Source organism: Streptomyces sp. NPDC020490, from assembly GCF_044335305.1.
Taxonomy (GTDB): Bacteria; Actinomycetota; Actinomycetes; order Streptomycetales; family Streptomycetaceae; genus Streptomyces.
Window position 1 is genome coordinate 1 of record NZ_JBIRUY010000025.1, and the last position, 22,366, is coordinate 22,366.

The following is a 22,366-nucleotide window of genomic DNA, read 5'->3' on the forward strand; positions in this document are numbered from 1 at the left end:
GACCACCCGCGCCATCCGCGACCAACCCGAACGGGCCCTCCCCATCCTGGGCATCACCTACAAGCCCGACCTCAACGGAACTTGATCAAGCCCTGCTCGCACCCTGCACGCAATACAAGATCACCCTCGCTGACGTAGTAAAGGCAGTGCCCCTTGGCCCGCAGAAATCGAAGATCAATGCACTGTTGCTTCATGTCTTCTCCTTCGGCGATGCATCTGGTCATGATTGGGCCCGAGACGGGAGGTTCCAGTTGAGTGACCGGGAGGGTAAGAGGACGGACTTAGATTTCGATACCGAAAGTCGAGAGACAACAGTCACAATCGACTGGATTCAGCTCGCGCAGAATGGTGCGGAATCTGAAACGATCGAAGCATGCGGATCGAATGACTAAATCAAACGAAATCGCCGGGATGTTTCTCAACACTGCGAAACTTGTAGTCACGGCGCCCGTCAGGCGCCCTGCGCATGCGCTCCCTCGTGAAGGGGTGCATTTTCGACTGATGGCTGCCGGGCGTTGCGTGATCGGGTTCGTCCGCATCGCCGGGCTGGTCGGGAGTTGCGCCGGAGGTGGTGTTCCGGACGGAGGGAGACGCCTCGACGCACGCCCGGCACTACAAGTCGTGCGGTAGAGTGAGAACTTCCTCCAGCGACAAGCTCACCATCGAGCGCGTCCACCTGATTACCGGCCTGCCGCCCGGCACGTCGACCGGCCCCAGATCTCCGCCTGGACCAGAGGGCACTGGAGCATTGAAAAACCTCCGCACCATGCCCGCAACCGCATTTTCCGGGAGGACGGCTCCAAGATCCACGTCGGTCGCCTTCCGAGCATCATGGCAGGCCTGCGCAACCTCCCATCGGCGTCCACCATCAGGACGGTCGCACCAACATCGCCGCCGCCCTCCGCCACGCCGCCCGCGACTGCCGCGGCTCCCTGACCGCCCTCGGTAACGGCCCCGTTCCCCCAACGTAGCTAGATTTTCCGTTCGATGGCACAGCAACGGTGGGTCAGCCGGCCATGGCTTGCATGGGCGCGATGCGCTTCTCCTCTCCGCGCATGAGCCCCTCAGTGGGTTTCCTACGTCAGGCGCTCAACCTACGAAACGATTCATACGTTTCAGCAGTCCAGTTCAGCGTCGTAACGCGTCAACGCCCGGTCCAGCACCTCGTCGGGGTCGCGGCCATGGGCTCGGAGCCAGTGAAGGAAGTCCGCAATGACCGTGATCACCGACTCCTCGGCCACCGCCCTCCCGAGTCTTCCCGGGCCGGGCAGGAGGGGCGGTTTCGTACCTGCGTAGAACTCCAACAGGGCCTCGGCCCGCTGTACGCCGGGGCCTGCCACGTGGCCGCTCGGCGATGTGAGGCCCGTTGCCAGTTCGCACCAGGTGACTTTCCCGTCAGGGCGGACCTGCACGCCCCAGCGGTCCGCGAGGGCGTCGACGAGAGCCACGCCTCGCCCACCCTCCGAGTCGGCCTTCGCGTCCAGGAGCGTGGGCAGGGCGCGCGTGTCAGGGTCGTGGACCTCGATGCGCAGATGCACTCCGCTCATCGAGACTGCGAGCGTGGCCGGCGTGCCGGGGCCGACGTGCGTGATGACGTTGGACGCCAACTCGCTCACGCAGAGCTGGGCTTCGTCGACGAGTTGGTGCAAGCCCCAGATGCCCAGATGCAGCCGCATGGCCCGACGCAGGGCGGCCACCTCCGTCGGCTCGGCCGTGAAGGGAAGGTCCCAGGGTTCGCGTGTCACGCATGCTTCCCGGCCCACGAAATCTCCTCTCGTTACGGCTAAACCCGCCAGCGACCCAGTGTTACCGGTCATCACGGTGGGTTGCTTCAGCATCAGAGTGCGGGGTGCGGATCCCTTCATGCAATTTGCAGGACGAGATTCCCACTTCTGAGTGATTGGCAAGCGCACCCCTTGGCGCGAGACTGAACGCCCGCTATCCGAAACGGGGTTGATATGGCCGGATCACCGACGGCACGCCGTCGCCGTCTCTCGTTCGAGTTGAAGAAGCTCCGGGAGCAGAGCGCGCTCACCTGCGCACAGGTCGGTGGGGCCCTGGACTGGAGCGGCTCCAAGGTCAACCGCATGGAGACGGGAAGCGGCCGGGTCCAGCCGTCCGACATCGAGGCCCTGTGCCGGTTCTACGGCACCAGCGAGGAGCTGCGCGAGTTTCTCAAGTCCTTGGCCCGGGAGGCCAAGACACGCGGCTGGTGGCAGCTGCACGGAGCCGGTATCCCCGAGTGGTTCAACATTTACATCGGCCTGGAACAGGACGCTTCGACGGTACGTCAGTATCAGTGCGAGGTGATCCCCGGCCTCATGCAGACGGAGGCCTATGCCGGCGAACTCCACAGGTCAGGCGCTCACATGACCGCCGCGGACATCGAGAGAGCCGTACATGTACGGATGGAGCGCCAGGCCATGCTGACTCGCCCCGATGCGCCTGATGCATGGTTCATCGTGAATGAGGGTGCTCTTCGCAATGTCATCGGGGACCGCAGTCTGATGCGGGAGCAACTCGAGCGCGTCCTGGAGTCGGCCGGGCTGCCGACCGTGACCCTGCAGGTCCTCCCCTTCGACTCAGGGACCTATCCGGCAACAGGGACGTTCACCATGCTTGGATTTCCCGCCCCGGAAGATCCCGATCTGGTCTATCGAGACGGCATTACCGATGCCGTGTACCTGGAAGGCGAGCATCATGTCCGTGAGTACACCAAGGCATTCGACGGCCTGCGGGCAGCGGCTCTGAGTCCTCAGCGCTCGGCACTATTGGTCGAGTCGATCTTGAAGGAGTACGCAAGGTGAGCTCTACAGCACCCAGGGGCACCGGCCGGCCGGTCTGGTTCAGATCCTCGTACAGCAATGGCGCGGGAGGGGAGTGCGTCGAGTGCGCGCTGGGCGATGACAGCGCTCTGGTACGCGACTCGAAGAGCACGGAGAAGTCCGCGATCACCGTCGGTGGCGATGCCTGGCGATTCTTCCTGCAGCACATCACACAGACGCGACACCCGCGTTTGTAGGACACTCCCCTCAGTACTAGGACATCGAGGAGCAGACCACAGTGAGCGCACAACATTCGGAGCCGCCAGTCTCTGCGTCGTTGCCCTTGCGGACCATCGGTGACATTCGGGCCGCCCTGCGTTCGGGCCACGGCTTCCCAGGGGACCGGGAAGCCTTCGAAGCGGACCTTCAGCGGGCGCTGGAGGCGTCGTCCGAGACGGACCTGAACGCCGTCGCCGCCGTGATCGTCGATTACCGCGGCAGGATCCGCCTCTACCAGGACCCCGACTTCGACATCGCAGTGCAGGAAGGCATCGACCTCACGGCCCGACTGAAGCAGGAGAACCAGAGCCGGTGAGCGGTGTAATCGCAGCCGTCACAGGACGGGCCGCCCAGCGGGCGAAGGGGCTCGGCGCCGAGGAAGCGCTGGAAGCCCTAAGGCAAGAACTGGAGCACGCGCCTCGACTCGGGGTACTCCTTGGACCGCCGCAGCACGACGGCACGGAGGTACGCAAGACGAGGATCGAGCCCCGGGGTGACGTGCCCGGTCTCGCAGTGGCGTACCTGTACACGCCATCGCCGTCGCCTCCCACAGTGGCCATCGTCGCTGTGACACCGGACGACGGCATCCCGTCCGAGTGGCGGTGAATGGAGAGAAGCGCAGGGATCTTAGTCGAGTGGCCTGCGGGAAGTGGGAACTGTCAAGCACGCCTAAGCCTCGCCGCCGTTCAGCCGCTCCAGCAACCCCAGCAGAACCCCCCGCTCCTCCTCCCCCAGCGGCGCGAAGCATTCCGCCAGGACGGCGTCAGCCACTCGGTGGCCCGCGTCCAGGATCCGCTCGCCCTCCGGGGTGAGGTGGTGGGCGAGGCGGCGGCCTCGGTCCGGGCGGCGTTCGACCAGGCCCTGGGCGACCAGGCGGCCCACCAGGGTGCCGAAGGCCTGCTCGGTCTGGAAGGTGGCCGGCGCCAGTTCGCGGGCCGACGCGCCGGGGGTGCGGGCGATCGCGCGCAGGGCGTCCCACTGGGCCAGGGTCGTGCCGACCGCGGCCAGCGCGCCGTCCAGCGCCCGGTGCTGGCGGTACTGGGCCTGCTTGACCGCCCGGCCGAGGAGTTGAATTCGCTGGTCAACGTGCATGAGGGCAAGGATAGCAAGGAACTAAGCTAGCTTATATAAGCATCCTTAGTTACAGTACTGCGCATGCCTGCCGAACAGATCTGCCACGTGTACGACGACCTTCCCCTGCGCATCTCCGAGGACGGCCCCGCGAGCGGCCGACCCGTGCTCGTCCTGCACGGCGGTGGCGGGCCCGCGACCGTCGCCGGGCTCGCCGGGCACCTCGCCCGCACCGGCCGCACCCTCACCCCCGTGCACCCGGGCTGGGACGGCAACCCGCGCCCCGGCTGGTGCACCGGTGTCGACGATCTCGCCCTCGCCTACCTGCACCTGCTGCACGACCGCGGGCTCACCGACGTCCTCGTGGTCGGCTCCTCGCTCGGTGGCTGGATCGCCGCCGAGATGGCCGTACGCGACCTGGCCGGCGTCGTCGGCGGGCTGGTGCTGATCAACGCCGTGGGCGTGTACGTCGAGTCCGAGCCGGTCACCGACATCTTCGCGCTCGACCCGCGCGCCGCCGCCGAGCACTCCTGGCACGAGCCCGACCGGTACTACACCGACCCCGGGGACCTGCACGCCGAGGAACTCGCCCGCCGCCAGGGCAACATGGCCACGATCCGGATCCTGGCCGGGGAGCCGTACATGCACGACCCGAAGCTGCTGCGGCGGCTGGCGCGGGTGCGGCAGCCCGCTCTGCTGGTGTGGGGCGAGAGCGACCGGATCGTCACGCCCGCCTACGGGGCGGCGTACGCGGCCGCCTTCGGTGACGGCCGGCTGGAGACCGTCCCGAAGGCGGGCCACCTTCCGCACATCGAGCAGCCGGAGGCCGTCTTCGGCCTCATCGACGCCTACGCCGGCGGGCCCAGCTCCGCGCGGCCGAACAACAGGGCGTAGCCCGGAGGCAGTTGGGTCAGGACGCGGTCGATCAGGTCGTCGTCGCCGACGATGCCGGGCAGGACGCCCAGGACCGAGCTGACGTGCCAGCGGGCCGTGGCGGGGGTGGCTCCCTCGATGCGGTCCGCCACCGCGTCGACGAACTCCTGGGCCGTCAGCGGGCGTGTGGCCGGGATCTGGGAGGCGACCACGCGCGCCGCCTCCTCGGGCAGGGCGCGGGCGAGGTCGACCCGTTCGTCACCGACCACATGTCCGCCGAGAGCCGACAGGACGATACGGGTGACGCGTTCGGCTTCCCCCCGGGTGGTGTACTGGCCGACTGCCCGTACCTCGTCCACCAGGTCGTCCCATTCGGGTCTCGGGCAGCCGGGCGCCGGTACGGGTGCGGATGCGGATGCGGATGCGGGCGCAGGGGCCGGTGCGGGTGCGGGCCGAGGGCTCAGCAGCGTCGCCTTCGGGGCGGTCGGCGCGCTCGGCGCCGGCGTCGTCGCCGACATCGCGGTCGTGGGCATCGTGGTCGTCAGCGGCACCGTCACGCTCGGTACCGTCGTCGCCGTCATGTGTGGGCTCCTCCTCCGGGTTCACGCAGGGGCGCGCCGCGTCCCGCAGGCTGCCGCGCTGCCTGCGGGACGCTTGTCGTGGTTTCGCGGTTTCGTCGTGTCGCGGATGCGGTCAGCCGCTGATCTGCCTGGGGCGGTCGCTGCCGCCCGTGATCTGGATGCGGCGGGGCTTGGCCTGTTCGGCCACGGGGATGCGCAGCGTCAGGACGCCGGCCTCGTACGAGGCGTCGATGCGTTCGGTGTCGAGCGTGTCGCCGAGGAACAGCTGGCGGGTGAAGGAACCCGTGGGGCGTTCGGCGACGATCAGTTCCGCGCCCTCCGGGGCGGGGGACTTGCGCTCGGCGCGGACGTTCAGCACGTTGCGTTCGACGTCCAGCTCGATCGACTCGGGGTCGATGCCGGGAAGGTCGAAGTGGACGATGAAGTCGTCGCCGGCCCGGTAGGCGTCCATCGCCATCGCGGCGGGGCGGGCGGTCGAGCCGAAAACCTGCTGCGCGACTCGGTCGAATTCACGGAACGGGTCCGTGCGCATGAGCATCACTGGTCACTCCTCTCCTCAGGTGCTCTCAGTGCGATGCCCTACGACTTCTTATATAGTCCGCCAGAGGAAACTTGACAACCCAAGACTCAGGTTCGGGACCTGCGGAGGTGCTGGAGTTAGCCTCGGGCACATCAGTCACAGTCGAAGTGGCGGCGGCAGGAGGCAGACAATGGCCATGGCCAAGGTTCCCGGTGCGGTGATCGCCGCGAGCGGACTCGTCGGCGGCTACGGCGTGGCCCGCTGGACCGGCAGGCGCCCGCTCGGCGGGGCCGTGCTGGCCGTCGCGGGGGCCGCCGCCGCGCAGCAGTGGCGGCAGCGGGCCGGCGGGAAGGCCGCGGGGGCGCTGTCGGCGGCGTACGTCGCCGCCTTCACGGGCTCCCACCCGCTGGCCAAGAAGGTGGGCGCCTGGCCCGCCGTGTTCGGCGTGGCGGGCGCCGTCGCCCTCGCGTCCTGGGCCGTCGCCGACCGCCGGGGCTGAAACCGCGGAACCCCCGACAGGGGCCGGGTTACGGCCGGTACGGCACCTGCACGACCCCGGCGCGGCACGGCGCCTGCGCGGCACGGCGCCTGCGCGGCACGGCGCCTGCGCGGCACGGCACGGCGCCTGCACAGCCCGGGACCGCGGGGCGGGCGTCGGCGCCCCCGCGGTCCCGATCAGGCTCCGCACAGCGGTCACCGTCACGCCGTAGCCGTCCCCGGTTCCGGGCCGGTGCGGGCGACCGCCGGGGCCGCCACGGCCGTCAGCGGCTGGGCGATGTCCTCCAGGGAGCGGCGTTCCGCGCGGACCGCGAGGGCCGCCGCCACCAGGCCGGCCAGGCACATCAGGGTCGCCCCGATCTGGAAGGCGAGCACCGTGTCGGCGACCTTGCCGGTGCCGGTGAGGTCGGCGAACAGCAGCGGGCCGCTGATGCCGCCGGCGGCCGTGCCGAGGGCGTAGAAGAAGGCGATGGACATCGCGCGGGTCTCCATGGGGAAGACCTCGGAGACCGTCAGGTAGGCGCTGGAGGCGCCCGCCGAGGCGAAGAACAGCACCACGCACCAGCACGCCGTCAGGCCGGCCGCGCTCAGCGAGCCCTGGCCGAACAGCCACGCCGTGACGAACAGCAGCAGGCCGGAGAGCAGGTACGTGCCGGAGATCATCACCCGGCGGCCGACGGTGTCGAAGAGCCTGCCGAGCAGCAGCGGGCCGAAGAAGTTGCCTACCGCGATGACCGCGAAGTAGTAGCCGGTGTGGTCGGCGGGGACGTCGTAGAACTTGGTGAGGATCGCGCCGAAGCCGAAGGTGATCGCGTTGTACAGGAACGCCTGGCCGATGAAGAGGGAGAAGCCGAGGACCGAGCGCTTGCGGTAGTCGGCGAAGACGGTGCGGGCGATCTCCAGGAAGGTGACGCTGCGGCGCTGGTGGATGGTGATCTCGCCGGCGGGCTCGGGCAGCGGCGCGCGGTGGCCGCCTCGGACCTGGCGTTCGATGGAGGTGACGATCTCCTCGGCCTCGTCGTCACGGCCGTGGATCAGCAGCCAGCGCGGGCTTTCCGGGACGTGCCGCCGTACCAGCAGGATCACCAGGGCGAGGACCGCGCCGAGCGCGAAGGTCAGCCGCCAGCCGACGTTCGCGGGCAGGATGGACTCGTTCAGTACGAGGATCGACAGCAGGGAGCCGAAGACCGCGCCGACCCAGAAGCTGCCGTTGATGGCGAGGTCCACGCGGCCGCGGTAGTGCGCCGGGATCAGCTCGTCGATCGCGGAGTTGATGGCCGCGTACTCGCCGCCGATGCCGAAGCCGGTCAGGAAGCGGAAGGCGAAGAACCACCAGGTCTCGAAGGAGACCGCGGTCAGAGCGGTGGCCGCCAGATAGACGGCCAGCGTGATCATGAAGAGTTTCTTACGGCCGAACCGGTCGGTCAGCCGGCCCCAGAACAGGGCGCCCAAGCAGGCGCCGGCGACATAGAGCGCGGCCGCGAGACCGGTGACCTCGCCGGAGGTGATCGGCAGCCCGCTGCCGGGCTCGGAGAGCCGGCCGGCGATGTTGCCGACGACCGTGACCTCCAGACCGTCGAGGATCCAGACGGTGCCGAGCCCGATCACGATGGTCCAGTGCCAGCGTGACCAGGGGAGGCGGTCCAGGCGAGCGGGTATGTCGGTGGTGATGGTGCGGCCGGTCTCGGCCTGCGCGGTGGTCATGGGCTCCCTCCTCACCGGGCGGAACCCCGATCGGGTGCCCCCGCCCGGCGCGGTTACGCCCCCAGCGCCCGCGACACGGTGTAGATCAACAGGCCGGCCAGCGAGCCGACCACCGTGCCGTTGATGCGGATGAACTGCAGGTCGCGGCCGATGTGCGCCTCGATCTTCTTCGTGGTGTGCTCGGCGTCCCAGCTCGCCACGGTGTCCGTGATGAGCAGGGTGATCTCCGTGCGGTAGGTCGCCACGACGTACACCGCGGCGCCCTCCACCCAGCCGTCGATCTTGCCCCGCAGCTTGGCCTCGGCCGCCATCCGGGCGCCCAGCGACAGCAGCGACGCCCGCACCCGCAGCCGCAGTTCGCTGCGCTCGTCCTCGGCCGCCGACACGATCATGGAGCGTACGGCGGTCCAGGCGGAGGCGATCAGGTCCTGGACCTCGCCGCGGCCCAGCACCTCGCTCTTGAGCCGCTCCACCCGCGCCCGGGTGTCGGTGTCGGACTGCAGGTCGGAGGCGAAGTCGGTGAGGAAGCGGTCGAGGGCGCCGCGGGCCGGGTGGGAGGGCATGTCGCGCATCTCGGTGACGAAACGCAGCAGTTCCTTGTAGACGCGCTCGCCGACCCGCTTGTCGACGAACCTCGGGGTCCAGCCGGGCGCGCCGCCCTGCACGGCGTCCATCACGTTCTCGCGGTGCAGCACCAGCCAGTCGTGCGCCCGCCCGACGACCAGGTCGACGAACCGTCTGTGGCCGCCGTCGGCGACGACCTTCTCCAGCATCTTCCCCATGCCGGGCGCGATCTCCTGGGCCTCGGCGCGGCGCGTGATCGCCTCGCCGACCACGGCCTGCACGTCGGAGTCGCGCAGCACCGTCAGCGCCCCCCGCAGCGCGGCCGACAGCTCGGCGGTGACCCGGTCGGCGTGCTCGGGCTCGGACAGCCAGCGGCCGAGCCGGGCGGCGATGCCGACGGCGCGCAGCCGCTGCCGTACGACGTCCTGGGAGAGGAAGTTCTCGCCGACGAACTCGCCGAGGGAGACGCCGAGCTGGTCCTTCTTGGTGGGGATGATCGCGGTGTGCGGGATGGGCAGGCCGAGGGGGCGGCGGAAGAGGGCGGTGACGGCGAACCAGTCGGCGAGCGCGCCGACCATGCCGGCCTCGGTGGCGGCGGCGACATAGCCCGCCCAGGCTCCGGCGCCCGCGTTCTCCGCCCACTTGGCGAGGACGTACACCAGCGCGACGAACAGCAGCATGCCGGTCGCGGTGAGCTTCATCCGGCGCACGCCGCGCTGCTTCTCCACGTCGGCGGCGCTGAAGGTCGTCATCGCGCGTACGGCCGCAGGGGGGACGGTCCGGCCGGCGGTGTCCGGGCGGGCGTGCCGTACCGCTTCGTCCGTCGCGTTGTCCGGTTCAGTGGGTTCCATCCGTCGCACCCGTTCCACCCGCTCCACCCGTTCGTGATCCCTCGCACACATTGTCCCTTCCTGACCGACTCCTGGAACGGAACGGAAGTTCCCGGCGTCTGTCCGGAGGGGGAATGCACGGAGAACTCCGGCGGCCCCATGGGGGAACCTGTTCAACTACCCCTCATCCCATGCCTCATCATTGGGATGATCATTTCGGAGCCTCGGGCTCCCACGCTCCCGAGGAGACGCGCACCGCATGACCAGGCGTCACGGTTATGCCCTGCTTTCCGCGATCACCGCCCTGATCGTGGGACTGGCGACGGCCCTCTACGTCGGTGTCGCGGCCGACGACGGCACCGCCACCGCCGGCAACAGCACGCCGGCCAAGGGCAGCCGCCCGCACAACTCCGCCGCCCCCGCCTCCACCGGCATCTGGGTCGGCGCCTGGGCGGCCTCCCCGGCCGGCGCCGAGCCCGGCACCGAGACCGAAGGCCTGGCGGGCCGCTCGGTGCGCAACGTCGTCCACGTCAGCGTGGGCGGCACCAGCGCCCGCATCACCCTGTCCAACCTCTACGGCCAGTCACCGCTGACGATCACGCACGCCTCGATCGCCGTGGCCGCCGGCGACGGCACCGCGGCCGCGACGGCCCGCACCATGCGGCGGCTGACGTTCAACGGCAGCACCGCCGTCGTCGTCCCGGCCGGCCGCCAGGTGCTCAGCGACGCCGTCCGCGTCGCCGTCCCGCACGACAGCGACGTCCTGGTCACCACCTACTCGCCCACCCCCTCCGGCCCGGTCACCTACCACCCGCACGCCCGCCAGATCTCCTACGTCGCCGACGGGGACGCCACCGAGGACGTCACCGGTACGGCGTACACCGAACAGGTGGCGTACTGGCGCTACCTGACCGCGCTGGACGTGCTGAGCAACGAGTCGGCCGGCACGGTCGTCGCCTTCGGCGACTCCCTCACCGACGGCATCACCTCCACCGAGGGCGCCAACCACCGCTGGCCGGACGTGCTGTCCGGGCGACTGCGCACCGCGCTCGCCGCCGGCCGGAACGTGCCGCGCTACAGCGTCGTCAACGAGGGCATCAGCGGCAACCAGGTCCTGGCCAGCGGGCTGGGCCGCCCCGCCGACAACCAGAGCGGCCTGCTCCGCTTCTCCCGCGACGCGCTGGCGCGGACCAACGTCAAGGTCGTCGTCATCGACCTCGGCGTCAACGACATCCTGCGCAACCCCCGCCTCGCCGACCCCGACGAGATCCTCGACGGCCTGCGCACACTGGTCCGCCAGGCCCACGCCCGCGGCATCAAGGTCGTCGGCGCCACCCTCATGCCCTTCCAGGGCCACCGCGGCTACACCCCCGCCCGCGAAGGGGTACGCCAGCAGGTCAACGCCGAGATCCGCGCGGGCCGGGTCTACGACGCCGTCGTCGACTTCGACAAGGCGCTCCGGGACCCGTACAACCCGCGCAGGCTGCGCTCGGACTACGACTCCGGCGACCACCTCCACCCCAGCGACAAGGGCTACGCCCGGATGGCGGAGGTCTTCGACCTGAAGGACCTGAGCGGGTCGGCGCCGGCCGAGCTGTAGCGGGGCGGCCGGGTGTCAGCAGGCCGGTAGGAGGCCGGTAGGAGGCCGGTAGGAGGTCAGTACCGGTAGGAAGGTCAGTAGTCGTCGGAGTGGCGCCGCTCGCGCCGCTCCCGGCGCTCCTGGTGCCGCTCCCGGCGCTCCTCGCGCTGCTCCTGCCGCCGCTCGCGGTGCGCGTCGAGCATCCGGTGGTGGTCGTCGAGCATCCGGCGGTGGGCCCCGTACTCGTCGTACTCCTCGTCCCGCCCCTCCGGCAGCGACTCCCGCTCCCGCCCCTCCGGCAAGGACTCCCGCCGGCCGCGCTCCAGCCGCTCCCGGCGGCGCTCCTCCTTCAGCCGGCGCCGCTCCGCCCGGGTCGGCTTGCGCTCCACGCCCACGCCGCCCCAGAAGGCGAAGCCGGTCACGATCACCCGCGGCGCCCCCGGCTGACCGGGCACGCCCTCCGCACGCTGGTCGAAACCGCCCATGACGCCGATCCCGCGCACGACGACCTCGACGCCGGGCGGCACGATCACGTTCACCCCGCCCATGATCGCGACGCAGTTGATCACGACCTCGCGGTCGGCGAAGTCGGCCTCGCGCAGGTCGAGCTCGCCGCCGCCCCAGAAGGCGAAGCAGGTGAACCGCCGGGGCACGGTCCAGCGGCCCTTGCGCTGGAAGCCGGACATCACCGCCACCGCCCACGTCGACGACCCCTCGCCGCCGACGATCCGCCCCGCCCACTCCCCGCTCCCGGCGCCCTCCTTGGCGAAGGAGACGGGGGCCGGCGGGGTCACACCCGACACCGGCAGGTCCCGGGTGATCGGCGCGAGTTCGCCGTACGTCCGCGCCCGGTACGTCGCCTCCAGGCGCTCCTCGAACTCCGTCATGTCGAGGCGGCCCTCCGCGAGGGCGTCCCGCAGGGCCTCGGCGACCCGCTCACGGTCGGCGTCGGACGCGCGGAGATCCGGGACTGCGTCGTCGGTCATGACAGCAGCCTACGAGACCGCTTTCCCGGCGTACATCTTCGCGATGACGGCCTCGATGTCCGGCTCCCGCACCGACAGGTCCACCAGCGGGTACTCCGCCGCGATCCGCGCCACCAGCGGCGCCGCCGACTGCCCCGCCGGGAACGCCAGCCACTGCCGCGGCCCCTCCACCCGCACCACCCGCGCACCCGGCAGCTCGATCGGCGCGAGCTCCCGCTCCAGGTCCACCACCAGGGTCCGCTCGCTCTCCCCCGCCTCGTGCAGCCCCGCGAGCGGACCGTCGTACATCAGACGGCCGTGGTCGATGACCATCACCCGCGAGCACAACTGCTCGATGTCCTGGAGGTCGTGCGTGGTCAGCAGCACCGTCGTGCCGCGCTCGGCGTTCAACTCCCGCAGGAACTCCCGCACCTTGGTCTTCGAGATCACGTCCAGGCCGATCGTCGGCTCGTCCAGGTACAGCACCTCCGGATCGTGCAGCAGCGCCGCCGCGATGTCGCCGCGCATCCGCTGCCCCAGCGACAGCTGCCGCACCGGCACGTCCAACAACTCGCCCAGCTCCAGCAGTTCGACACAGCGGTCGAGATTCTCCCGGTAACGGGCGTCCGGGATGCGGTACATGCGGTGCATCAGCCGGTACGACTCGATCAGCGGCAGGTCCCACCACAGCGTCGTACGCTGCCCGAACACCACCCCGATCCGGTGCGCGAGCCGGGTCCGCTCCCGCGACGGGTCGTAACCCGCCACCCGCAGCCGGCCGCCGCTCGGCGTCAGGATGCCCGTCAGCATCTTGATCGTCGTCGACTTGCCCGCGCCGTTCGGCCCGATGTAGCCGACCATCTCACCGCGCTCCACGGTGAAGGACAACGCGTCGACCGCCCGCACCCGCCGCCGCTCCCGCTTCAGGAAACCGGTCTTCCTGCGCACGTCGAAGACCTTCTCGACACCGTCGAGTTCGATCAGGGCACCGTCCACCGTCAACTCCCCGTACTCCGATAGGACCGCAGCCCGGCCCGCCAGGCCAGACCCGCCACCGCACAGCACACCACCGCCACCAGCGGCGACGCGAACGCCGTCCACCCGGGCAGGCCGAGCGGATACGGCCGCCCCAGCACATACGCCGCCGGCACCCAGTTGACGAAGGCGAGCGGCAGCACGAACGTCACCCCGCGCACCAGGTCCCGGCCGAACACCGTCGGCGGATACTGCAGCAGCGTGGTGCCGCCGTAGGTGAACGCGTTCTGCACCTCGGCCGCGTCCTGCGCCACGAACTGGAACGCCGCGCCCGCCACGAACACCGCGCCGAACACCGCCGCGCCGCTGACCAGCGTCACCGGCACCAGCAGCACCTTCTCCACGCTCCAGGCGACGTCGACGGAGGCCAGCGCCCACCCCAGCACCAGCGTGCCCTGCGTGATCCGGCCCAGCCGCCGCAGCGCGAAACGGTCCGCGCCTACCTGCGCGAGCACCGGAACCGGCCGCACCAGCAGCGTGTCGAAGGAACCGTCGCGCATCCGGGCGCCCAGCGCCTCCGCCGAGCCGAACAGCAGATCGGCGATCCCGAACGCCGTCACCGACAGCCCGTACAGCAAGGCGACCTCCGGCAGCGTCCAGCCGGCCAGCGAGTCCACCCGGGAGAACATCAGCAGGATCGCGACGAAGTCCATCCCGGTCAGCAGCAGATTGCCCGCCACCGTCAGCGCGAAGGACGTGCGGTAGGTCATCGTGGAGCGGATCCACATGCCCGCGATCAGCCGGTAGGCCCGCAGGCCGTCGACCACCCGGGAAACCGCCCCGGCAGCCCCGCCCGGCCCGGTGGCCCCGCGGACCCCACGCGCCCCGGCGACCTCCCTCGCCCCGGAGACCTCACCCACCCTGCACCACCACCCGCCGCGTCGCCGCCGACTGCACCAGCCGCCCCGCCGCCAGCAGCGCCACCGCCCACGCCGCCTGGAAGGCGAACGCCGACAACGGCGCGGTCTCCCCCATCAGCACGTCCGCCGGCACCTGCAACTGCGCCGCCCACGGCAGCACCCGGACCACATCGCCGAGCCCGCCCGGAAAGACGTTCAACGGCAGCGTCAGACCCGAGCAGAACACCCCCGTCACCATCAGGGCCTGGCCGACGCCGATGCCGTCCAGCAGCCAGAACACGCTCAGCGCCGCCAGGTAGCGGATCCCGAAACTGACCGCCATCGCCAGCACCAGCGCGACACCGAAAGACGCCCAGGTGGCGACGTCGCCCGGCAGCGCCAACGGGAAGAACAGCGCCCCGAACGCGAACGGCACCACGCCCCGCCCCAGCAACTGGAACACCGCCCGCCCCATGTCGCTCGCCAGCCACCACAGTTGCAGATCGGCCGGCCGGTACAGATCGACGGCGATCGCACCCGTGCGGATGCGTTCCATCAACTCCCGCTCCACGCCCCCGCCCTGGATGGCCAGCGTGGAGAACATCGCCTGCCCCAGCCACACGTAGGTGACCGCCTGCGCCCGGTCGTAACCGCCCAGATGCGGCTTCACGTCCCACAGCGCCAGGTAGGTGTAGACGAGAATCACCCCGAAGACGGTGTTCGTGAACACCCCGGCCGCAGTGGCCGTCCGATACGTCGCGTACCGTCTGAACCCCCCTGCCGCGACGGCCGCGTACAACCGCCCCGAACCCACGCCACAGACCTCCTCAGCCGACCGGCACCGAAGCGCAGGAGCCTAGTGCGCGGACCGTGACGCACGCCACGCGTTTTCCGGACCGGACGCGTGCCGGGATCCGGGAACGGAACGACGGGTGCGAGAGTCTTCAACAGGGGGCGCAGAAGGCGAACGAGGTCGTACGGGAACGTACGACGCGAAACAGGAGTCCGTGCAACACATGAGTGACGAGGCGCAGCAGCCGGCCGACCAGGGCAGTCAGCAGGGGGGTGAACAGGGCGGGGGGACGAAACCCAAGCGGCCCCGGCGCACCGGCTGGCGCCGGCTGTTCCCGACCTGGCGCATGGTGCTCGGCACCTTCGTGATCGGCGTCCTGCTGCTCGTCGGCCTGTTCTTCCTCGGCTACTCGATGGTGAAGATCCCGCCTGCCAACGCGCTCGCCACCAAGCAGGCGAACGTCTACCTGTACGCCGACGGCTCCCAGCTCGCCCGCGACGGCGAGATCAACCGGGAGAACGTCACCCTCGCGCAGGTCTCCAAGGACGCCCAGCACGCGGTGCTGGCCGCCGAGGACCGCGACTTCTACACCGAGTCCGCGATCGACCCCAAGGCGATGCTGCGGGCCGGCTGGAACACCGCCACCGGCAAGGGCAAGCAGTCCGGCTCGACGATCACCCAGCAGTACGTGAAGAACTACTACCTGGCCCAGGAGCAGACCGTCACCCGCAAGGTGAAGGAGTTCTTCATCTCGATCAAGCTGGACCGCACCCAGTCCAAGGACCGGATCCTCGAGGGCTACCTCAACACCAGCTACTTCGGCCGCAACGCCTACGGCATCCAGGCCGCCGCGCAGGCGTACTACGGCCAGGACGCCGCCGACCTCGACCCGGCCCACGCCGCCTACCTCGCCGCGCTCGTCAACGCGCCCAGCGAGTACGACGTCGTCGCCCACCCGCAGAACAGGCCCGCCGCCGTCGCCCGCTGGAACTACGTCCTCGACGGCATGGTCAAGAAGGGCTGGCTGACGCAGTCGGTGCGCGCCGGGCTGAAGTTCCCCACGCCGAGGGAGCAGACCGTCTCCACCGGCATGTCCGGGCAGCGCGGCTACCTCGTCGAGGCCGTCAAGGACTACCTCACCGAGAACAAGATCGTCGACAAGGACGAGCTGGAGGCCGGCGGCTACCGCATCACCACCACCCTGCAGAAGAGCAAGCAGGACGCCTTCGTGAAGGCGGTGAACGACAAGGTGATCTCCCGGCTCGACAAGAAGCACCGCAAGGTCGACACCTACGTCCGCGCGGGCGGCGCCTCCATCGACCCCAAGACCGGCAAGGTCGTGGCGATGTACGGCGGCATCGACTACGTCAAGCAGTACACCAACGGCGCGACCCGCGGTGACTTCCAGGTCGGCTCCACCTTCAAGCCGTTCGTGTTCACCTCCGCCGTGCAGAACGAGTCCGAGACCCAGGGCGGCGACCCCATCACGCCCAACACCTACTACGACGGCACCAACAGGCGCCCCGTGCAGGGGTGGAGCGGCGGCACCTACGCCCCCGAGAACGAGGACAGCGTCTCCTACGGCGACATCACCGTCCGCACCGCCACCGACAAGTCCGTGAACTCGGTGTACGCGCAGATGGCCGTGGACGTCGGCCCCGACAAGGTCAAGCAGACCGCGCTCGCCCTCGGCATCCCGTCCGACACCAAGGACCTCAACCCCTACCCGTCCATCGCGCTGGGCACCGCCACCGCCAGCGTGCTGGACATGACACAGGCGTACGCGACCCTCGCCAACCACGGCAAGCACGGCGTCTACACGATCGTCGAGTCGATCACCAAGGACGGCAAGGACGTCATGGACCTGCCGAAGAAGACCACCTCCCAGGCGGTCAGCCGGGAGGCCGCCGACACCACCACGTCGATCCTGCGGTCCGTCGTCCAGAACGGCACCGCCACCGCCGCGCAGGGCGCCGGCCGGCCCGCCGCCGGCAAGACCGGCACCGCCGAGGAGGACCGGGCCGCCTGGTTCGCCGGCTACACCCCCGACCTCGCCACGGTCGTCGCCGTGATGGGCCAGGACCCCGTCACCGCCCAGCACAAGTCGCTGTACGGCGCGATGGGCCTGCCCCGCGTCAACGGCGGCGGACCGCCCGCCGAGATCTGGGCCCAGTACACCAAGGCCGCCCTGAAGGGGAAGCCGGCCGCCGACTTCGACCTGCAGCTCCAGCCGGGCGCCGACGTGGTCCAGCAGCCGCCCAGCGCCTCCCCCACCCAGAAGCCGGACACGGGCGGCCAGGACGGCGGCACCGACAACGGCGGCCAGGACACCGGCGGCGCGACCACCGGCGGCACGGCCACACCGACCGACGGCGCCACGACCGGCGGCACCACCGGCGGGACCACGGGCGGCACGACCGGCGGAACCACCACCACCGGCGGCGGGACGACCACCACGGGCGGTACGACCGGCGGAACCACCACCACCGGCGGCACGACGACCGGCGGAACCACCGACGGCACGACGACCGGCGGCACGAACGGCGGCACGACCGGAACGGACACCGGCGCAACCACGGCGGGCCTGTTCACCACCAGCCGCAGGCAGTGACCGACGACAGACGGCGAAGGGGGCCGGTGACAACCGTCACCGGCCCCCTTCGCCGTTGTCCGTCCTACGTCTTCCTCTTCCTCTTCCTCTTCCTCAGAGGTAGAGCCCGGTCGAGTCCTCGGCTCCCTCGAAACGGTCGGCGGCCACGGCGTGCAGGTCACGCTCACGCATGAGCACGTACGCCACGCCCCGCACCTCCACCTCGGCCCGGTCCTCCGGGTCGAACAGGACCCGGTCGCCCGGCTCCACGGTGCGGACGTTCTGCCCGACGGCCACGACCTCGGCCCAGGCCAGCCGCCGCCCCACCGCCGCGGTGGCGGGGATCAGAATGCCCCCGCCCGACCGCCGCTCGCCCTCACCGGTCTCCTGCCGCACCAGCACACGGTCGTGCAGCATCCGGATGGGCAGCTTGTCGTGCTGGGTGCTCTGCTCGTTTCTCTTGGCGCTCACGCCGTCGAACCTACCTGTCCTTGCCGCGTCCGTGCGCCGGTGGGTCAGCCCTTGGTCAGCCCTTGCGCCGCCGGGTGCTCAGGGCGAACAGGCCCACGAGTCCGACGGCGACCAGGGCGACGGGCACGATCCGCTCGAGCCGGGGGGCGCCCTCCTCGTCCACGAACTTGGCCCGTACGTCGCTGACGACCCGGTTGACCTCCACGTAGGCCCGTCCGAGCGTGTGATCGACGTTGGCGGCCACCTTGGCCTTGGCGTCCCCGACGATCGTCTTCGGGTGCACCCGCACCCCGATCTCGTCGAGGGTCTCGGCCAGCACCTCGCGGCGGCGCTTGATGTCCGCCTCGATCTGCGCCGGCGTTCTCGTGTCCGACGTGTCCGCCACCGTACGGCCTCCGGAAGTCTGCTGATGCTGTCCAAGACAGTCTGTCAGCTCCGCGTGCCGCCGCACGGCCAGGACCCCCGGTTACGCTAGGTCGATGAGTGAGCGACTCCAGCCCGGGGACGTTGCCCCCGACTTCACCCTGCCCGACGCCGACGGCAACGAGGTGTCCCTGTCGGACCACAGGGGCCGCAAGGTCATCGTCTACTTCTACCCGGCCGCCCTGACCCCCGGCTGCACCAAGCAGGCCTGCGACTTCACGGACAACCTGGAGCTGCTGGCCGGCGCGGGCTACGACGTGATCGGCATCTCACCGGACGCCCCGGAGAAGCTGGCCCGCTTCCGCGAGAAGGAGAACCTGAAGGTCACCCTGCTCGCGGACCCCGAGAAGACCACCACCGAGGCCTACGGCGCCTACGGCGAGAAGAAGAACTACGGCAAGACCTACCTGGGCGTCATCCGCTCCACGATCGTCGTGGACGAGGAGGGCAAGGTGGAACGCGCCCTCTACAACGTCCGCGCCACCGGCCACGTCGCCAAGATCATCAAGGACCTGGGCATCTGACACCCGTCGACTGCCGCCGATCGGCCCGCGCCGGGATACCCGGCGCGGGCCGCTTCGCGTCACCGGGCGTGACCGTCCGACAACTGTTTCGTTACTCCGTACGAGGCCACGAACACGCGGCCGAGAACGGAGGGGGCTCGATGGGGGCCAGTGAGTACACCAGGGCGCGGCTGGAGGAGGCGGCCCGGGGCGCACGGACGCTGACGGAGGCGCTGGAGAGGCTGGGGGTGGATCCGCAGAGCTCGACGCGGCGGTACGTCCTGGGGCGGATGAGAAGACTGGGAGTGGACACGTCGCACTTCGAGCGCGAGGGAGTCAAGTGGACCCAGGAGATCCTTCAGGCCGCGGATCGCATCGAAAATCTGCGGTTGCTCTGCCCCAACTGCCACTCGACGACGGACAGCTACCGTGGGCGCGCGAAGGGGCGCGGCAAGCGGAGCGTCTCATGAGCAGCGACGAGCCACGCCGGGACCGATATTGCCGGGAAGCCAAGCCGCCCGCCGAGGAACTGCGACGCGCGGTCGAGGGAGCGAACTCCATCGCGGACGCGCTGCGCAGGCTGGGGCTGGAACCGTACAACGACACGCACCGCAGACGGCTTCGCGTATGGGTGACCGAAGACGCTCTCGACACCTCGCACTTCCTGGGCCAGGCGCATGGGCGAGGCAAGCCGGGCGTCGTGCCGCTACGGCGCGCCGCGGACATCCTGGTCCAGCACGACGGCAGCCGCCGCACGAGAACCCACCTGTTGCGCCGGGCGCTCCTGGAAGTGGGTGAACCGGAGGTCTGCGCCGAATGCGGGATCGGTCCGGAGTGGCTCGGCAGGCCCATGACGCTGGAGATCGATCACATCAACGGCGACTGGAGCGACGACCGACGGGAGAATCTGCGGTTGCTGTGTCCCAACTGCCATGCGATCACCGACACCTGGTGCCGAGGCGGAAACCGCGGCCGCACCCGTTCCCGGTAGCATGGGCGGGCACGCGGCCGTTGCTGAATGGTATAAGCAGAGGTTTTAGGTGCCTCGGGGCGTTTGCCCATGTGGGTTCGAATCCCATCGGCCGCACGTCAGAGAGGGGCCGTCGTAAGAGGCGGCCCCTCTTCTGTCTCTCAGCCCAGTAGATCCCGTATCACCGGTACCAGGGCGCGGAAGGCCTTGCCGCGGTGGCTGATCGCGTTCTTTTCTTCCGGGGTCAGCTGGGCGCAGGTGCGGGTTTCGCCGTCGGGCTGGAGGATCGGGTCGTAGCCGAAGCCGTTCGTGCCGGTGGGGGCGTGGCGGAGGGTGCCGCGGAGTTGGCCCTCGACCACGCGTTCGCGGCCGTCCGGGAGGGCGAGGGCGGCGGCGCAGGCGAAGTGGGCGGCGCGGTGGGCTTCGTCGATGTCGGCGAGCTGGGCGAGGAGGAGGTCCAGGTTGGCCTTGTCGTCGCCGTGGCGGCCGGACCAGCGCGCGGAGAAGATGCCGGGGGCGCCGCCGAGGACGTCGACGCAGAGGCCCGAGTCGTCGGCCACCGCGGGCAGGCCCGTCGCCTGGGCGAGGGCGTGGGCCTTGAGGAGGGCGTTCTCGGCGAAGGTGACGCCGGTTTCCTTGACGTCGGGCACGTCGGGGTAGGCCTCCGCGCCGATGAGGTCGTGGGGCAGGCCTGCTTCGGCGAGGATGGCCCTGAGTTCGGCGATCTTTCCGGCGTTGCGGGTGGCGAGGATCAGGCGGGTCATGTCCCTCAGTATCGCGGGCCCGGCGGTGTGGGTTCGCCGGGTTGCCGGGTTGCCGGGTCGCCGGGTCGCCCCGGTTACGAGGTGCAGACCTTGGTGAGTTCGCCGGCCGCGTCGGTGACCGGGCTGATGTCGGGGGTGCTGTCGCCGTCGCGGACGGCGGTGCGGACGTTCTGCACGGCCTTCTGCAGGTCGTCGACGGCCTTGTTGACGTCGGCGTTGTCGGTCTTGTCGCCGATCTTGTCGAGGTTCTTGTCGATGGAGGCGAGGGACTGGTCGAGCTGGGTGGGGTTGTCGGCGGCGTTCTCGACGGCCTGCTGGAGGTCGGTGACGCTGTCGGCGATGGCGTCCGCGGTCTGGACGCAGTCCAGCGCCTTGTTGACGGCGTCGCAGCCGGTGGTGAGTGCGGCGGTCAGCGCGACGGCCGCCGCCGTGGCGGCGACTGCGGCGGTGCGACGGCTGTGCCGGCGTCGGCTCGCGGCCATGCTGGGTGTCCCTCCGTGTCCAGGCCCGTAGGCCCCCCGTACTGGTCGGGCGCACGACGGTGTGTCGTGCGCCCGCAATCGTACGGACGCGCGGGCGGGCGTCGGGGGTTGCCCCCGGCGCCCGCTTTCCTTGGCGTTCCTTTTACCCGGTCCTTTTACCGGGTGCGCCCGTCACCTGTCGAGGACCGCGTCGAGGGTGGTGCGCTGGAGGGCGGCGAGTTCCGTGCAGCCGGCGACGGCGAGGTCGAGCAGGGCGTCGAGTTCGTCGCGGGCGAAGGGTTCGGCCTCGGCGGTGCCCTGGACCTCGACGAAGCGGCCGTCGCCGGTGCAGACGACGTTCATGTCGGTCTCGGCCTTGACGTCCTCCTCGTAGCAGAGGTCGAGGAGCGGGACGCCGCCGACGATGCCGACGGAGACGGCGGAGACGGTGCCGGTCAGCGGCTGGCGGCCGCCCTTGATGAGTTTCCTGCCCTGGGCCCAGGCGACGGCGTCGGCGAGGGCGACGTAGGCGCCGGTGATGGCGGCGGTGCGGGTGCCGCCGTCGGCCTGGAGGACGTCGCAGTCCAGGACGACGGTGTTCTCGCCGAGCGCCTTGTAGTCGATGACGGCGCGCAGGGAGCGGCCGATGAGGCGGCTGATCTCGTGGGTGCGGCCGCCGATCCGGCCCCGGACGGACTCGCGGTCGCCGCGGGTGTTGGTGGCGCGGGGCAGCATGGCGTACTCCGCGGTGACCCAGCCCTCGCCGCTGCCCTTGCGCCAGCGGGGGACTCCTTCGGTGACGGAGGCGGTGCAGAGGACCTTCGTGTCGCCGAAGGAGACGAGGACGGAGCCCTCGGCGTGCTTGCTCCAGCCGCGCTCGATGGTGACCGGGCGGAGCTGTCGGGGGGTACGGCCGTCGATTCGAGACATGGCGCTGAGCCTAGCCGTACCGGCGCGGAGGGCCCTCCCCCGGCGGGAAGGGCCCGGTCAGTGAAGCGCGGGGTTCACATCATGTCCTCGATCTCCGCCGCGATCGGGTCGGCGTCGGTGCCGATGACGACCTGGACGGCGGTTCCCATCCTGACGACGCCGTGGGCGCCGGCGGCCTTGAGGGCGGCCTCGTCGACCAGCGAGGCGTCGGACACCTCGGTGCGCAGCCGGGTGATGCAGCCCTCGATCTCCTCGATGTTGTCGATGCCGCCGAGCCCGGCGACGATCTTCTCAGCCTTGCTGGCCATGTCCTTCTCCCCTGATTCGAACCGCTTCGTGGACCGTTTGTGGCCCGTTT

The 22,366-nt window shown here is 70.3% G+C and carries 26 protein-coding genes, 1 tRNA gene and 1 pseudogene; 12 read left to right on the forward strand and 16 right to left on the reverse strand.

The annotated features are described in order from the left end of the window. Positions 1-1,115: 1,115 nt before the first annotated feature. On the reverse strand, positions 1,116-1,745 hold the full coding sequence (locus tag ACH4ZX_RS24585) for an ATP-binding protein (RefSeq protein WP_398276532.1): 630 nt from the start codon (positions 1,743-1,745) through the stop codon (positions 1,116-1,118). Between the two features lie 213 nt (positions 1,746-1,958). Here ACH4ZX_RS24585 and ACH4ZX_RS24590 point away from each other — a divergent pair, with 213 nt between their 5' ends. From ACH4ZX_RS24590 to ACH4ZX_RS24605, 4 genes are all read left to right on the forward strand, one after another. Next, a complete protein-coding gene (locus ACH4ZX_RS24590; protein ID WP_398276535.1) occupies positions 1,959-2,807 on the forward strand; it encodes a helix-turn-helix domain-containing protein in 849 nt (282 codons plus the stop codon). Next, positions 2,804-3,022, forward strand: coding sequence for a DUF397 domain-containing protein (locus ACH4ZX_RS24595; protein WP_398276538.1), 219 nt, complete (start codon positions 2,804-2,806; stop codon positions 3,020-3,022). The genes ACH4ZX_RS24590 and ACH4ZX_RS24595 overlap by 4 nt, the downstream gene beginning before the upstream one ends. An 80-nt stretch (positions 3,023-3,102) precedes the next feature. After that, positions 3,103-3,360 (forward strand): DUF6247 family protein, encoded by a 258-nt coding sequence (locus ACH4ZX_RS24600; protein ID WP_398276541.1) that lies wholly within the window; start codon positions 3,103-3,105, stop codon positions 3,358-3,360. Further along, positions 3,357-3,650 (forward strand): hypothetical protein, encoded by a 294-nt coding sequence (locus ACH4ZX_RS24605; RefSeq protein WP_398276544.1) that lies wholly within the window; start codon positions 3,357-3,359, stop codon positions 3,648-3,650. Before ACH4ZX_RS24600 ends, ACH4ZX_RS24605 begins: the two co-directional genes overlap by 4 nt. A gap of 63 nt (positions 3,651-3,713) precedes the next feature. Here the strand turns inward: ACH4ZX_RS24605 and ACH4ZX_RS24610 are convergent, their stop codons facing one another. Beyond that, a complete protein-coding gene (locus tag ACH4ZX_RS24610; protein WP_398276547.1) occupies positions 3,714-4,136 on the reverse strand; it encodes a MarR family winged helix-turn-helix transcriptional regulator in 423 nt (140 codons plus the stop codon). A 63-nt stretch (positions 4,137-4,199) separates the two neighbouring features. Here ACH4ZX_RS24610 and ACH4ZX_RS24615 point away from each other — a divergent pair, with 63 nt between their 5' ends. After that, entirely contained in the window at positions 4,200-5,009 is an 810-nt protein-coding gene (locus tag ACH4ZX_RS24615) for an alpha/beta fold hydrolase (RefSeq protein ID WP_398276550.1), read from the forward strand. On the opposite strand, the gene ACH4ZX_RS24620 is transcribed toward ACH4ZX_RS24615, so the two are convergent. Next, a complete protein-coding gene (locus ACH4ZX_RS24620) occupies positions 4,964-5,506 on the reverse strand; it encodes a DUF2267 domain-containing protein (protein WP_398276814.1) in 543 nt (180 codons plus the stop codon). The two genes, ACH4ZX_RS24615 and ACH4ZX_RS24620, sit on opposite strands and share 46 nt — an antisense overlap. Positions 5,507-5,681: 175 nt before the next feature. Further along, entirely contained in the window at positions 5,682-6,107 is a 426-nt protein-coding gene (locus ACH4ZX_RS24625; RefSeq protein WP_360750086.1) for an Hsp20/alpha crystallin family protein, read from the reverse strand. 178 nt (positions 6,108-6,285) lie between these two features. On the opposite strand from ACH4ZX_RS24625, the gene ACH4ZX_RS24630 reads away from it, so the two are divergent. Next, a complete protein-coding gene (locus tag ACH4ZX_RS24630; protein WP_398276555.1) occupies positions 6,286-6,588 on the forward strand; it encodes a hypothetical protein in 303 nt (100 codons plus the stop codon). A 200-nt stretch (positions 6,589-6,788) separates the two neighbouring features. On the opposite strand, the gene ACH4ZX_RS24635 is transcribed toward ACH4ZX_RS24630, so the two are convergent. Both ACH4ZX_RS24635 and ACH4ZX_RS24640 read right to left on the reverse strand, forming a co-directional pair. Next, complete coding sequence (locus ACH4ZX_RS24635) at positions 6,789-8,291, reverse strand: MFS transporter (protein WP_398276558.1); 1,503 nt, start codon at positions 8,289-8,291, stop codon at positions 6,789-6,791. 53 nt (positions 8,292-8,344) lie between these two features. Further along, complete coding sequence (locus ACH4ZX_RS24640; RefSeq protein WP_398276561.1) at positions 8,345-9,757, reverse strand: DUF445 domain-containing protein; 1,413 nt, start codon at positions 9,755-9,757, stop codon at positions 8,345-8,347. 187 nt (positions 9,758-9,944) lie between these two features. On the opposite strand from ACH4ZX_RS24640, the gene ACH4ZX_RS24645 reads away from it, so the two are divergent. Then, positions 9,945-11,285 (forward strand): SGNH/GDSL hydrolase family protein, encoded by a 1,341-nt coding sequence (locus ACH4ZX_RS24645; protein ID WP_398276564.1) that lies wholly within the window; start codon positions 9,945-9,947, stop codon positions 11,283-11,285. 74 nt (positions 11,286-11,359) lie between these two features. On the opposite strand, the gene ACH4ZX_RS24650 is transcribed toward ACH4ZX_RS24645, so the two are convergent. The 4 genes from ACH4ZX_RS24650 to ACH4ZX_RS24665 form a co-directional block, all read right to left on the reverse strand. Further along, complete coding sequence (locus tag ACH4ZX_RS24650; protein WP_398276567.1) at positions 11,360-12,250, reverse strand: DUF1707 domain-containing protein; 891 nt, start codon at positions 12,248-12,250, stop codon at positions 11,360-11,362. Positions 12,251-12,259: 9 nt separating this feature from the next. Next, positions 12,260-13,270: an ATP-binding cassette domain-containing protein gene (locus ACH4ZX_RS24655; RefSeq protein WP_398276817.1), complete on the reverse strand. Its 1,011-nt coding sequence runs from the start codon at positions 13,268-13,270 to the stop codon at positions 12,260-12,262. Next, a complete protein-coding gene (locus ACH4ZX_RS24660; RefSeq protein ID WP_398276820.1) occupies positions 13,228-13,992 on the reverse strand; it encodes an ABC transporter permease in 765 nt (254 codons plus the stop codon). The genes ACH4ZX_RS24655 and ACH4ZX_RS24660 overlap by 43 nt, the downstream gene beginning before the upstream one ends. Positions 13,993-14,116: 124 nt before the next feature. Beyond that, positions 14,117-14,917, reverse strand: coding sequence for an ABC transporter permease (locus ACH4ZX_RS24665; protein WP_398276569.1), 801 nt, complete (start codon positions 14,915-14,917; stop codon positions 14,117-14,119). Positions 14,918-15,119: 202 nt separating this feature from the next. Here ACH4ZX_RS24665 and ACH4ZX_RS24670 point away from each other — a divergent pair, with 202 nt between their 5' ends. Beyond that, positions 15,120-17,507, forward strand: a complete 2,388-nt coding sequence (locus ACH4ZX_RS24670; RefSeq protein WP_398276572.1) for a transglycosylase domain-containing protein — start codon at positions 15,120-15,122, stop codon at positions 17,505-17,507. 93 nt (positions 17,508-17,600) lie between these two features. Here the strand turns inward: ACH4ZX_RS24670 and ACH4ZX_RS24675 are convergent, their stop codons facing one another. Next, positions 17,601-17,957, reverse strand: coding sequence for a co-chaperone GroES (locus ACH4ZX_RS24675; RefSeq protein WP_351885703.1), 357 nt, complete (start codon positions 17,955-17,957; stop codon positions 17,601-17,603). A 55-nt stretch (positions 17,958-18,012) separates the two neighbouring features. Next, positions 18,013-18,342 carry a DUF3618 domain-containing protein gene (locus tag ACH4ZX_RS24680; protein WP_324784095.1) on the reverse strand — a complete coding sequence of 110 codons (330 nt, stop codon included), beginning with the start codon at positions 18,340-18,342 and terminating at the stop codon, positions 18,013-18,015. Positions 18,343-18,436: 94 nt separating this feature from the next. Between ACH4ZX_RS24680 and bcp the strand changes: the two genes are divergently transcribed. The 4 genes and pseudogenes from bcp to ACH4ZX_RS24700 all read left to right on the forward strand — a co-directional run bounded on the left by bcp (position 18,437) and on the right by ACH4ZX_RS24700 (position 19,970). Continuing rightward, entirely contained in the window at positions 18,437-18,904 is a 468-nt protein-coding gene (bcp, locus tag ACH4ZX_RS24685; RefSeq protein WP_360750051.1) for a thioredoxin-dependent thiol peroxidase, read from the forward strand. Positions 18,905-19,044: 140 nt separating this feature from the next. Then, positions 19,045-19,245, forward strand: a pseudogene (locus tag ACH4ZX_RS24690) (HNH endonuclease); the annotation flags it as partial. A 104-nt stretch (positions 19,246-19,349) separates the two neighbouring features. Further along, the gene (locus tag ACH4ZX_RS24695; RefSeq protein WP_398276577.1) at positions 19,350-19,874 is read left to right on the forward strand and encodes an HNH endonuclease; all 525 of its coding nucleotides are present in this window, start codon (positions 19,350-19,352) and stop codon (positions 19,872-19,874) included. A gap of 13 nt (positions 19,875-19,887) precedes the next feature. Further along, positions 19,888-19,970: transfer RNA gene (locus ACH4ZX_RS24700), tRNA-Leu, on the forward strand. A gap of 44 nt (positions 19,971-20,014) precedes the next feature. On the opposite strand, the gene rdgB is transcribed toward ACH4ZX_RS24700, so the two are convergent. From rdgB to ACH4ZX_RS24720, 4 genes are all read right to left on the reverse strand, one after another. Beyond that, entirely contained in the window at positions 20,015-20,617 is a 603-nt protein-coding gene (rdgB, locus tag ACH4ZX_RS24705; protein WP_398276580.1) for an RdgB/HAM1 family non-canonical purine NTP pyrophosphatase, read from the reverse strand. 74 nt (positions 20,618-20,691) lie between these two features. Beyond that, a complete protein-coding gene (locus ACH4ZX_RS24710) occupies positions 20,692-21,099 on the reverse strand; it encodes a hypothetical protein (RefSeq protein ID WP_398276583.1) in 408 nt (135 codons plus the stop codon). A gap of 171 nt (positions 21,100-21,270) precedes the next feature. After that, complete coding sequence (gene rph, locus ACH4ZX_RS24715) at positions 21,271-22,008, reverse strand: ribonuclease PH (protein WP_398276586.1); 738 nt, start codon at positions 22,006-22,008, stop codon at positions 21,271-21,273. A gap of 74 nt (positions 22,009-22,082) precedes the next feature. Next, positions 22,083-22,316: a PTS glucose/sucrose transporter subunit IIB gene (locus ACH4ZX_RS24720; protein WP_351885721.1), complete on the reverse strand. Its 234-nt coding sequence runs from the start codon at positions 22,314-22,316 to the stop codon at positions 22,083-22,085. Positions 22,317-22,366: the final 50 nt, after the last annotated feature.